Raw genomic sequence first — 12,118 nt, forward strand, 5'->3', positions numbered from 1 at the left:
ATTATAATGGACGAGAAGGCATTTTTTAGTCTTCTTTTATTATTTATGAAAGGATCGCTGAATATCACTCTGTTGATCCCCAGCATTTTTTCATATACTTCTAATGTTAGAAATCCTTAAAATGCTAGGTATCGGGTTCTTTGTGGGCCTGACTGGTGCTCTTGTACCAGAACCGATGCTTTTCGCTACTATTGAAACATCTCTTACTAAGGGGTGGCTCAGTGGTCCAAAGGTGGTTTCAGGTCATGCATTGATCGAAATGGTGATTTTTGTACTGATTGTGGCAGGTTTTTCCACCCAGGCAGCCCAGGATGCTGTACTGTGGATATCCATAGACGGTGGTGCAGTACTGGTGTTGTTCGGGTTCGGAACGTGGTTCATAATGAGTCCGTGGTTTTAATAACATGTATCGGGTTTAAGAATTATGTGCAATATTTTATCTGATATGCAAATAAATTAATGATTAATCACTTGATACCCATATAACGAATGATTCTCAGGTAAGAATCAATTCAAATCCTAAAAGATGGGATCAGGTCCATTAATAAATATGGGGGAAATGAATTGGCTCAAAGGACTCTTTACATATCTGAGGAGACCCCGCACGGGGACCATATGGTAGATATCTATTCTCATCTTTTGGATCATAATCTAATATTCCTCACTGGTGAGATCGATGATGAGATGGCAGAAACCGTAATTGCCCAGCGTCTCTATTTGGAATCACTGGACACAGAGGATGACATTCACATTCTCATAAACAGCCCGGGTGGATTGGTAACAGCCGGTTTTGCCATCTATGATGCCATGCAGTGTATTTCCTGCAATATTTCAACTCTCTGTATGGGACAGGCTGCCTCTATGGCTGCTGTTCTGCTAGCAGCAGGTACACCCGGTAAAAGACTGGCATTTCCAGATGCACGGATGATGATACACCAGCCCCTGGGCGGTGCTGAAGGACAGGCTTCAGATGTGGAGATCCGGGCAAAGGAGATCGGCAGGGTCAAGAGGCATTTGAACCAGATCCAGGTCCAGCATACCGGACAACCCATGGAGATCATTGAGAGGGATTCTGACCGGGACTTCTATTTGGATGCAGAAGAATCGGTTGAATATGGCTTGATTGATAGAATAATAAATCCTGGAGAGGGATTGATAAAGTGGAATAAATAGGAGACTGTTATAGGAAAGACAGTTTGGATGCTGATCTCACAAGATTCATCCTACCAGAGCTCTAAATACTACCCTGGCAGCGCCCAGCATTTGCCTTGCCTTTACCTTTGTTGCCAATTTTCCAAGCAAAATCGATGGATGGTCGATATCACCATAGGTATTGATCAGCTCCAGCACTTCAGGTTCCCCGAAAAATTTAATCAATTCGTTAAAATCCTCATCATTCAGCCGGCCTAACACCTGATGGATCCGCATCCCTATTCCCAGTTCCCGACCAATGGCTTCCCGCCATGATCTGTCGTACTCCATCAGCCTGGAAACAGAACTGTTACCTTCCAGTGCAGCATTGCCAGCAATTTCACCTGCGATCTTCGCACAGATGGCACCCATATAAACCCCGCCCCCTGAAGTGGGTTTAACCTGCCCGGCCGCATCTCCGGTGATAATTATTCCATTGGTTACTGTACATGACTGCGGACCTAAAGGAATGCATCCCACAATCATATCTGAACAGCCTGGGAAAGCCCGTTTCTGCATCCTTGGATTGCATTGAAGGAACTTTTGAAGATGCTCATAAGGGTTAAACTCAGTTCTTGCCGGATCAATACACAGTCCAATCCGGGCTGTTTTCTCATTCACAGGTACCGCCCATGCAAAAAATCCGGGCACATCAGAGCCAAGGAACACTTCCACATGATCAGTATCAGCAACATCATACGCAGTTTCAATCTGTACCCCGGACAGTACTTTCTGCACCTGACCCAAACCACTCCATCGGGCAATACTGCCCTGTACCCCGTCAGCACCAATGATGACCCTGGCAAAAATGTCACCCTTCCTGCCGTTGCTTATAACTCTCAGTACCTTATTCCCATGTGAATCCGCAAGCTCCATTACTTTTGTTCTCATCTTGACATGGGCGCCCGCCTTAGCAGCCTTCTCCAGCAGGCGGCGGTCAAATATTTTCCTGTCAATTACATATGCTCTTTCTTTTTCACCCCCGATGGAGATACCTGTCCCGTCAGGAGCAAATATGCGGGCACCTTTTATCTTTTGGTATATCCATGCGCCTGGTTCCACTTCACATTCATGAAGGGTTTTACTGCTTACCAGTCCCGTGCACTGTACAGGAGAACCCGATGCACCATGTTCTTCAATGATCAGCGTCCTGGCACCGGTTCTGGCAGCATACCTGGCCGCCATGGAACCGGCTGGTCCGGCACCTACTACTACCACATCATATTCAATCAAATGAAACCTCACCATTTCTGCTAATAAAAATGTTTATGGGGCGATTAGCTCTCCTATGCAGGGCCGCTTCTGGAATATTCTCATGAATCTTTGAAATAATGTCCAGGGTATTCTCATACACCTTTATCCCGTTTTTATCTGCTTCTTTGTATATAATTCTGGGGATTGTCATTATATCTGTACCCTCTATGATTTTTATTGATATAGGAGACTGAAGCTGCTCCCACTCCTTTAACGTGGCTTTTGCCCGCTTTATATTCTGGCGTGCCCTTTTTTCTATAATACTTACATTGGCGCGTGTTGTTTTCAGAATGACTGCGATCCTGTTCTGGGTATATCCCTGCAGGCGTAGCTCAAGTATCTGTTTTTGCCGGTCTGTAAGGAAAGATTCCTCTTGAGGCATAGTTACCAATATCTGTATCAGGATTTTAATAACTTTGTTAATAGAATCTCAAATATCAACGGTAAAAAAAAGTGAAAAAAAGAAAAATAAGGGCATTATGCCCTTGTTTAATATCTACTGTGGTTTATCGTATAGTTTAGTCTTTTTCCTGTAGCCTCTTTCTTTCTTGGCGTGAGGCTCTCTGTACACAGAGTCGTTGGCCTTTTCGATCTCCCTGGCATCGATTGCCAGTTGAGCTGCAGCCCTCATCATCTCATGACCTGCTCCAGCTGTAAGTGTAACCTGCTCTACCTCTTTTAGCATAAAGCATGCCGGGAAGTTAACTTCTGCCACCTTATCTGCCATATGAAGGGCGGCCAGTGCCTTTGCCTTTGCATAGGGATTGTTGAATCCTGCACTCTCAATTGCTTTTTGTGCAGTCACCAGGATATGCGGCAGTTCCAGATCTTTACCTGCATCTGCTTGATCAATGACAGCATCGAATGCATTGACGATCAACCTGACAACTCCGCAAGTGGACAATACCTTCATTGCATCGCTGTTGAAACTGGCCATCTCTACAGGGTCAAGGAATTCCCTTTTAGCACCAATCAGTGGGTCTACCTTCATGATTATATAACCAAATCCTGCATCCTGCAGTGCTTGCCTGTCATCTTTCTTAGTTGGCCCGTCTGAAACAACAATTAATGGTTTATCCTTCCAGATCTCCCGTGCTGCAGTTGGACCGGGTGCGGATGAATTAGGACTGATCATAACATAGAAATCAGCTTCATATTTTTTGAAGTGTTTTGTATGTTCTGCTTCGTCCTTCCCCATCTTGGCTCCCGTACCAAATGACCTTACCTCTATTCCCTCTTTATCAGCGATCTCGTCAAGAACGAGATCAATTACCTGGGACATTCCCAAGTTTCCCAATTTAATGAATCCTACCTTTACCATAATGGATCACGAAATAAAGATTAAACGATGGACTTATATGTTTTTTGGAATTGTTCGACAATATTTACAAAACAATGAAATATACATAATTATTAATATTGAACATTATTTACCAAAATTTTATGCTGAAACAATGGTATTACAATCCAGGTGATATTAGTTGGTAAGGGTACTGGCAACTGGAACCTTTGATATACTGCATCCGGGACATCTATTATATCTGGAGGAAGCAAAAAAACTGGGCGATGAGCTCTGGGTAATTGTAGCACGCAATTCCATGGTAAATCATAAATCAAAACCAATCCTACCTGAAAATCAACGACTTGCCATGGTCAGTGCCTTAAAAGTAGTAGACCACGCAATACTTGGGGATGAACATGATATGTTCAAACCGCTGGAAGAGATCCATCCCGATATCGTGGTACTGGGGCATGATCAATATTTCAATGCTGAAGAGCTTGAAGAAAAAATATTATCCAGGGGGATTAATGCCAGAGTTGTCAGGATCATTTCACATCAATCCTGCAGTACTTGCAGTACTGGTTCGATCATTAGATTGATCCTGGATAGATCAAACAGATCATAATTCTTATGCAGCCAGCTTTTCAGGGACTTTATTGTGTTAAAATACACATTAAAATTATATACATAAAGAACCCGAAAACTATTAAGAGTATCAGTATAAATAACTATTAAAATAAAATCAGATTAAATTTAGATCGGATTTAAGACTTAATATTAAATAAATCCAAACAAAATTAAAATTGGTGAAGGCAATGAAATGTTATATTTGTGCGCAACAGGGAAAAGACTCAGATGCAGTAGGGGTCTGTATAGTGTGTGGCATGGGTGTTTGCCGGGAACATCTAATTAGGGAAGAGACACCGGTCTGGGATGGAACATATCCAGTAAGACTCAAATCAGATACTGAACATATTAAACGAATAATCTGCCCACTATGTCACGAGGCTTTAAAAGAGAATTTGTAAGGTGGTGAGATATATGTTGAAATGCTATATACATGATGAAAAGAATGAGACTGAAGAAGCAGTGGCAATCTGTATTGTATGCGGGATGGGGTTATGTATGGAACATGCTAAAAGAGCTGACCTGCAAATATGGGAAGGTAAGTATCCTATGCCGGTAAAAATTATGGAAAAAAACTTGCCACGATTCATCTGTAAATATTGTATCGAGTCAATATACACGGTTGGATGTGAATAAGGGATATTTCCTTATTCATTTTACAGGGCAATATTGTGCCCATTTCTTTTATTAAAATTAAAACCTCCCCTGTTAATGTTTTAACATAAGATTGCATCTACCATAAGCCAGATACAATTTTTACAGCCATGATCCACAACACCACACCGAACATCTGCTTAATGGTCTTTGATTTCATCTTGCTGTGCATAAGGTGTGAGCCTACCTGTCCTCCAATAAACGCAGCCACGGCCGTGTAAGCCATAAGTGTCATATCCAGCTGTCCTATGCCTATGTGTCCGAAAAATCCTGAGAATGATGAAAATACCACGATGAACGCCGAGGTGGCAGAGGCACGTTTCGTCCCGTAACCCAATGCTATCAACAGAGGTACAATGAACACCCCACCGCCGATCCCCAGCAGTCCGGCAGCAATGCCTATCACGAACCCAAGACCAATTCCAATTGTAAGGCGTTCTTTTTTACTAACGGTCTCAGAATGGTCATCTATTTCCCCCGCCCTGGAAAATATCATGCGTGCCCCGGCGAGTACCAGTATGATACAGAGTATCCACAGCAGCATTTCAGTGGGTGTGAACTTTGTAAAATATGCCCCGATGGGTGCCCCTGCAGTGGAAGCCAATACAAAAGGTGCTGCCATATTCAGATCAATCATTTTCTTTCTGTAATAAGTGATAGCTGCTGAACTGGAAGTGACTCCGTTCAGCAGCAGAGCCGTTGGTATTGCCACCAGCATAGGAATGCCGAGCCAGAATAACAGGGGCACGTAGACCAGGGCGCCGCCAAGACCCAACATCGAGAATAAGACTGCCAGGAAGAATATTATTATTGCAATTAGAATGGGGTCCATGGGGATAAATTCCAGGGTTTTTGTGATGACTATATAAAAGAAAAGTTGTGGTGCAAAATGCACCTACAACGTGTGTACTTCTTCCAGACAGGGTTGACAAACAATCTCGTCATCCATAACGTGTGCGTATTTTTCAATTACCATATCGCCACACTTGCTGCATTTGACCCGCTTGAACTGCACCATCGGGGATTCCAGTTCATAATCGAACACGTCGCTTACTCCTATGAATGCTTCATCCGGCATTGACATTACCATGTCGATGGATGGTTGTGATATATCAGTGGCCACCTGGGATGCCGGGACACCCGTGCTTCTTTGCTGCATGAACGGGGATTGCTCCATCTTTGCAAAGAAATCAGGCAGCACGTATGCCCGAACTGCTTTGTTATCTTTTCGGGAAATAAGGGTTAGTGCTATTTTTCCGTAATATGTTTTTTTGATGTTGCCTTTGCCCAGGGTACACCCTGTGGCAACCTGTACTCCATCACCGAAACAGCCGGCACAATGTGCATCCCCGGTCTCGATGAGGGCTACGACCTCTCCGTCTTTAGCCCTGGATACACCCAATTTTTCCATGGCCGACCAGGCCACTCTCAATCCCAGGGGCATACCTGGGCAACGGTGTCCATGGAATTTGAATCCCAGTTCAAGCATTTCATCTTTTGTCATTTCCATTTTATATCTCCTCAATCACGATTGTGTGGATTTGGCACAACTGTACAAATCCACAGTTTAAAATGTTTTTGACATGCTTAAAGGTTGTGGTTTCAAATAATTTTGAAATACTCCTCTATTATGTTTTCCACCCACAAAAGCCCAATTTAGATTTTTATCGATATCTGAACGCTTTAAGCAGACCTGCGCTGTTTAATAATCTTTTTATTCTCTGAATGATAAAGTACATTGTCCAGCTTCTGATAATGGGTCATAAACATGTAACAGAATGAAAAAATGAGAGATATGCAGGAACTTGTTCGATTTTTCTGAATCATACCGAAATATTATTATGGTTCAAATTGAATTTCGAACCAAATTGTTCACAATAATGGATTACTTTGGATAGGTAATGGAGGACATGAAATGGCAGATAAAAAATATGTGTATTTTTTCGGTGGTGAAAAAACAGAAGGTAATGCCACTATGAGAAACCTACTCGGAGGTAAAGGTTCTCATCTTGCCGAGATGGCAAACTTAGGAATACCTGTACCACCCGGTTTTACAATAACCACAGAGGTTTGTACAGAATATTACAATAACCAGAAGAATTACCCGGAAGGTGTTGATGAACAGGTCAGGCAAATGGTTGCCAGACTTGAGGACGAAATAGGTTTTAAATTCGGCAGCAATAAAGAACCACTTTTATTATCGGTCCGCTCAGGCGCTCGAATATCCATGCCCGGTATGATGGATACGGTATTGAACCTGGGACTCAACGACGAGACTGTAATGGGCCTTGCAGAAGAAGCTGATGAGCGGTTCGCTTATGATTGCTACAGGCGTTTCATCAACATGTTCGGTGATGTGGTATTGGGGATCGAACATAATGAGTTCGAAACCATATTGTCTGCCAAGAAGGAGGATCTGGGCGTAAACAATGACACTGAACTTGATACTGAAGCTCTCCGTGATGTAGTGCAAAAGTACAAAGCATTGGTCAAAGAAAAATCAGGTAAGGATTTTCCACTTGATCCCAATACCCAATTGTGGATGTCCATCAATGCGGTATTTGATTCGTGGAATACCAAACGTGCCATTACCTACAGGAAGATACATAATATCCCTGACGACTGGGGTACTGCGGTCAATGTCCAGACAATGGTCTACGGCAATATGGGCGAGAACTCCGGAACTGGAGTGGCATTCACCCGCAATCCATCCACAGGTGAAAGAAAGTTCTATGGAGAGTATCTTATGAACGCTCAGGGTGAGGATGTGGTGGCAGGTATCAGGACCCCCCATCCCATAGAGATGTTAAGGCAGGAAATGCCGGAAGTATATGCCCAATTGGATGACTTTAAAGAACGTCTTGAGCAGCATTTCAAAGAGATGGAAGATATCGAGTTCACTATCCAGCAGGGTAAACTCTACATGCTCCAAACAAGGACTGGAAAACGTACAGCTGCGGCTGCAGTAAAGATTGCCATTGATATGTATAATGAAGGACTTATCACCAAGGAAGAGGCCATACTAAAAGTCGACCCGGAACAATTGGACCAGCTCTTACATCCCATGATCGACCCCGATGAAAAAATAAAAGCTGTGGCTAAAGGGCTTCCTGCATCCCCGGGTGCAGCCGTGGGAAAAGTGGTATTTACGGCAGAACATGCAGAAGAGATGGCCGAAGCCGGTGAAAAGGTGATCCTGGTCCGAAACGAGACCTCCCCTGAAGATATCGGAGGCATGCATGCCGCCCAGGGTATACTTACAGTAAGAGGAGGAATGACCTCTCATGCTGCTGTGGTGGCACGAGGCATGGGGAAGTGCTGCGTGGCTGGTTGCGGGGCCATCCAGATCGATGAAGGCAAGGGGCTTTTTTCTGTAAACGGTCATACAATTAATGAATACGATTACATTACATTAAACGGCACCACAGGAGAGGTTATCCTGGGACAGGCTAAACTTATTACACCTGATATCAGCCCAAACATGGACAAACTGCTCTCATGGGCCGATGGTGTCAGGACATTGGGTGTCAGGACAAATGCAGATACCCCTGAGGATTCACAGACTGCCAGGGATTTCGGGGCTGAAGGTATTGGGTTGTGCCGTACTGAACACATGTTCTTCGGAGAAGAGAGGATACCTATTGTACAGGAAATGATCCTGGCTGATACCGAAGAAATGAGAAAACTAGCACTTGATAAATTACTGCCAATGCAGAGAAGTGATTTCAAAGAGATATTCAAAGTAATGAAGGGATATCCGGTTACTATACGCCTCCTTGATCCGCCTTTGCACGAATTCTTGCCAAAACATGAGGATCTGCTGGAGCAATATTTTGAATTAAAAGCCACCGGTGACACCAACAAAATCCATGAACTGGAAGATCTGATGAAAAGGGTTGATTCCCTTAAGGAGTTCAATCCCATGCTCGGGCACAGGGGATGCAGACTCGGCATCACATATCCGGAGATATACGAGATGCAGGTCAGGGCAATCTTCGAAGCTGCATGCGAATTAACAAAAGAAGGATATGAGATTGTTCCAGAGGTCATGATACCACTGGTATTTCACATTAATGAATTTGAGATTACCAGAAATAGTGCTGAAGCAGTGGCAAAACAGGTAATGTCCGAGCAAGGTGCAAAACTGAATTATCTTATAGGCACCATGATCGAACTGCCCAGGGCAGCTATTACAGCCGATGAGATTGCGGGCCAGGCAGAATTTTTCAGTTTCGGCACCAATGACCTTACACAGACCGTATTCGGTTTAAGCCGTGACGATGCTGGCAAATTCTTGCCGTACTATCTTGAGCACGGAATATTGGAGCATGATCCGTTCGTGGCTATTGACCAAAATGGTGTGGGCCAGTTTATTAAAATAGGTGTGGAAAAGGGCAGATCAACAAGGCCAGACCTCAAGATAGGGATATGTGGTGAGCATGGTGGTGAGCCCAGCAGTGTGATATTCTGTCACAATGCAGGACTTGATTACGTGAGTTGTTCTCCATTTAGAGTACCAATCGCCAGACTTGCTGCTGCACACGCGGTACTAACGAAGGCTGAATAATATTAGGCAAATCCCAATAGAAATGTTTATACTATTGAATATAGATTCTATACTGGTACAATATGCCTGAAATCATAGAATGTGAATCTGGATCATTCCGTGTGGTGGATGCACACGGTCATGACATTGAGGTAGGCAGTCCTGTGAGATATGGGGGAACAGGCACTAAAGGACATGTAATAGAAATCGTCCGCGATGAAGAAGGTGCCTGGGCTATTATAGATTCCACTAATCTGCTGTATCGACTTGAATCTCTAACGATTCTGGATGAATTGGAAACAAAGCCAGAAATGGGAGAAAGAAAATTCTCAACTGAAGAGATCCAGGAAGTGCTTGATAAAGCAGAAGAAAATGCAAAAGAAGCCAAACTTGATGATTCAAATCTTGAAGCTGGCGGATAGTCCATTTTCATCATGATGCGTATCGGTGTTGTTATTCACGGACCTGCGGTCATCGACTCTGGCAAAGCCCTGGGGGTACTTGAGATGATATCAGGTATGGGTGATGTGCTGGCAATTCTGGGCGGTACTATGGGGAAGGCTGCTGTTATTGATGCGGGACTGGAAGGACAGATAGACATCAGCAGGAATCTAAAGCCCAGTGAGACTATTGTGGAACTCAGCTCTAATTGTGATATAATATTGCTGGTAAATGAAGGAAAGTCCTGCGAGACGGGATTAATTTTCGGGTCAATGGTCTTTGGGAAGTTGGATTCGATATTAATTCCTCTATATCAAATTGAGTTTGGCAGTGAATGCGTACTTATTCCATGGACTGGGGAATCCCATTCAATTTTGAGTGAATTTCAGGACCTTCTAAAAGCCAGGGTTATTCACCCACCTCCTGAAATTAATGGTATCAAAATCGATGGCAATACCTTAACAAGGAGGGTGTTCGGGGCCAGACCAGGTGAATATGTGACAGTTAATGGTATCGTTGTTGGAAAAGCATTATCTGACGAGGTCCATATCATTTCAGAATCTGGAGAAATTACCGGACTTGAAGGTGGCAGGTTGAAACACCATGGAATTGAGAAATTAAAGAAGATCGATCTCCCAACAGCCATTGTAAGGTCTGGACCTTTAAGAACAGCTAATATTGCCCCCGGGGTATTGGAGCATTCTGGTAATTATGCTGTTTTGATCGACCATTCAGCTGAGGATACATTTGAGCTTGCAAAGGAAGCAGGTCTGGCTGTTGTGGTAGGTGACGATACTACTGCTATTGCAGGGGATCTGCTGACCAGACTGGGTATTCCCATGATCGGGATCACTGACGGTGATAAGGACGGTATTACACATCATACTCATGTACCGCCAGGGTCGGTGATTATCAGGGTGGCAACTGGGAATGATGATATTGTAGGCCGCAAGGTGCAGGATGAGATATTTGGGGGCAAGGGAATAAAGAAGGTGGGAGATACAGGATTTAAGGAAATACTGGCCCGTGTGATTGAGCTGGCCGGGAGAATGGTGGAAGAGATTGTTCATTATTAATTGAAATTAATGTCAGAAATAGCATTTTACTTTATAATAACCGAAATGTCATACCCGCAATTGGGACACTTCTTATCCTCTGTGATCACGTTTTTTACAACAGTATACCCGCTCCTGTCAATTAGCAGCGTCCTGCAATTCGGACAGAACGTATTCTCATACTGATGTCCTGTTACATTACCCACATAAGGGTACTCGATCCCTGCATCCTTGGCCATCTTCCAGGCATTTTCTAAGGTCTCAACCGGCGTAGGCACCAGATCATCCATTTTATACATAGGATAGAACCTGGTAAAATGGATTGGCGTCCGGGGTCCCAGATTGTCCCGAACCCATTCTATCAATGCCTTTATTTCATCAGGATTGTCGTTCTTTCCAGGGATGATCAGATTGATAACTTCGATGTGAATACCAAGTTCTCTTGCAACTACAGACGAGTCCAGTACAGGTTGAAGATGAGCTCCACATACTTGTCTGTAAAATTCATCTTTGAACGCTTTGATGTCCACCCTGAAGGCATCAAGATAAGGCGAGATATCCCGCAGCGCCTCTTCCGTGATATATCCGTTGGTCACATAAATGGTCTTAAGACCTGCTTCATGTGCCAGTTTGGCGGAATCGTAGGTGAACTCATGCCAGATGGTGGGTTCATTATAGGTCCAGGAAATACTGGCACTGCCTGATTTAAGAGCCCTTGCCACCGATTGTTCAGGTGTAAGTTCTTTGGTATATGCCTGATCTATAGTGGCCTGGGATATTGTCCAGTTCTGACAGTGAGAACACCTGAAATTGCATCCTATTGTGCCCTGGGAATAGCTCAATGTGCCGGGCAGGAAGTTGTATAAGGGTTTTTTTTCTATCGGGTCTACGGCCTCGCTGGATACAGTGTTGTATATCAGGGTGAACAACGTACCGTTACGGTTCTCCCTAACACCGCATATTCCCCTTTTTCCTGATTTGATGGTGCATTCATGAGCACACACATGGCACTCGACCTTCTTGTCCTCAAGTCTGTTAAATAGAGATGCCTTCAATATCATGATAATT

14 protein-coding genes are annotated in these 12,118 nt (G+C 43.8%); 8 read left to right on the forward strand and 6 right to left on the reverse strand.

Annotation, left to right across the window (positions count from 1 at the left end; genetic code table 11):
- Positions 1–103: 103 nt before the first annotated feature.
- Both IBX40_06695 and IBX40_06700 read left to right on the forward strand, forming a co-directional pair.
- On the forward strand, positions 104–400 hold the full coding sequence (locus tag IBX40_06695) for a LysE family transporter (protein MBE0524000.1): 297 nt from the start codon (positions 104–106) through the stop codon (positions 398–400).
- Positions 401–615: 215 nt separating this feature from the next.
- Positions 616–1,173 (forward strand): ATP-dependent Clp protease proteolytic subunit, encoded by a 558-nt coding sequence (locus IBX40_06700; GenBank protein ID MBE0524001.1) that lies wholly within the window; start codon positions 616–618, stop codon positions 1,171–1,173.
- A gap of 45 nt (positions 1,174–1,218) precedes the next feature.
- On the opposite strand, the gene IBX40_06705 is transcribed toward IBX40_06700, so the two are convergent.
- The 3 genes from IBX40_06705 to IBX40_06715 all read right to left on the reverse strand — a co-directional run bounded on the left by IBX40_06705 (position 1,219) and on the right by IBX40_06715 (position 3,766).
- A complete protein-coding gene (locus IBX40_06705; protein ID MBE0524002.1) occupies positions 1,219–2,424 on the reverse strand; it encodes an NAD(P)/FAD-dependent oxidoreductase in 1,206 nt (401 codons plus the stop codon).
- Positions 2,417–2,827: a Tfx family DNA-binding protein gene (locus IBX40_06710; protein ID MBE0524003.1), complete on the reverse strand. Its 411-nt coding sequence runs from the start codon at positions 2,825–2,827 to the stop codon at positions 2,417–2,419. The genes IBX40_06705 and IBX40_06710 overlap by 8 nt, the downstream gene beginning before the upstream one ends.
- A 114-nt stretch (positions 2,828–2,941) precedes the next feature.
- The gene (locus IBX40_06715; protein ID MBE0524004.1) at positions 2,942–3,766 is read right to left on the reverse strand and encodes a F420-dependent methylenetetrahydromethanopterin dehydrogenase; all 825 of its coding nucleotides are present in this window, start codon (positions 3,764–3,766) and stop codon (positions 2,942–2,944) included.
- Positions 3,767–3,926: 160 nt separating this feature from the next.
- On the opposite strand from IBX40_06715, the gene IBX40_06720 reads away from it, so the two are divergent.
- The 3 genes from IBX40_06720 (at position 3,927) to IBX40_06730 (ending at position 4,990) form a co-directional block, all read left to right on the forward strand.
- A complete protein-coding gene (locus IBX40_06720; GenBank protein MBE0524005.1) occupies positions 3,927–4,352 on the forward strand; it encodes an FAD synthase in 426 nt (141 codons plus the stop codon).
- 190 nt (positions 4,353–4,542) lie between these two features.
- Positions 4,543–4,755 (forward strand): DUF2180 family protein, encoded by a 213-nt coding sequence (locus tag IBX40_06725; protein MBE0524006.1) that lies wholly within the window; start codon positions 4,543–4,545, stop codon positions 4,753–4,755.
- A gap of 16 nt (positions 4,756–4,771) precedes the next feature.
- Positions 4,772–4,990 carry a DUF2180 family protein gene (locus tag IBX40_06730; protein MBE0524007.1) on the forward strand — a complete coding sequence of 73 codons (219 nt, stop codon included), beginning with the start codon at positions 4,772–4,774 and terminating at the stop codon, positions 4,988–4,990.
- Positions 4,991–5,087: 97 nt separating this feature from the next.
- Here IBX40_06730 and IBX40_06735 read toward each other — a convergent pair whose 3' ends face one another.
- Both IBX40_06735 and IBX40_06740 read right to left on the reverse strand, forming a co-directional pair.
- Positions 5,088–5,840, reverse strand: a complete 753-nt coding sequence (locus IBX40_06735; GenBank protein MBE0524008.1) for a sulfite exporter TauE/SafE family protein — start codon at positions 5,838–5,840, stop codon at positions 5,088–5,090.
- A gap of 63 nt (positions 5,841–5,903) precedes the next feature.
- On the reverse strand, positions 5,904–6,518 hold the full coding sequence (locus IBX40_06740) for a hypothetical protein (protein ID MBE0524009.1): 615 nt from the start codon (positions 6,516–6,518) through the stop codon (positions 5,904–5,906).
- 405 nt (positions 6,519–6,923) lie between these two features.
- Between IBX40_06740 and IBX40_06745 the strand changes: the two genes are divergently transcribed.
- From IBX40_06745 to IBX40_06755, 3 genes are all read left to right on the forward strand, one after another.
- Complete coding sequence (locus IBX40_06745) at positions 6,924–9,575, forward strand: pyruvate, phosphate dikinase (GenBank protein MBE0524010.1); 2,652 nt, start codon at positions 6,924–6,926, stop codon at positions 9,573–9,575.
- A 62-nt stretch (positions 9,576–9,637) separates the two neighbouring features.
- Entirely contained in the window at positions 9,638–9,976 is a 339-nt protein-coding gene (locus IBX40_06750) for a DUF2098 domain-containing protein (GenBank protein ID MBE0524011.1), read from the forward strand.
- Positions 9,977–9,988: 12 nt separating this feature from the next.
- Positions 9,989–11,071, forward strand: coding sequence for a DUF2117 domain-containing protein (locus tag IBX40_06755; GenBank protein MBE0524012.1), 1,083 nt, complete (start codon positions 9,989–9,991; stop codon positions 11,069–11,071).
- A gap of 26 nt (positions 11,072–11,097) precedes the next feature.
- Here the strand turns inward: IBX40_06755 and amrS are convergent, their stop codons facing one another.
- On the reverse strand, positions 11,098–12,111 hold the full coding sequence (amrS, locus tag IBX40_06760; GenBank protein MBE0524013.1) for an AmmeMemoRadiSam system radical SAM enzyme: 1,014 nt from the start codon (positions 12,109–12,111) through the stop codon (positions 11,098–11,100).
- Between the last annotated feature and the right edge of the window lie 7 nt (positions 12,112–12,118).

It is taken from the genome of Methanosarcinales archaeon (assembly GCA_014859725.1).
Classification (GTDB): domain Archaea; phylum Halobacteriota; class Methanosarcinia; order Methanosarcinales; family Methanocomedenaceae; genus Kmv04.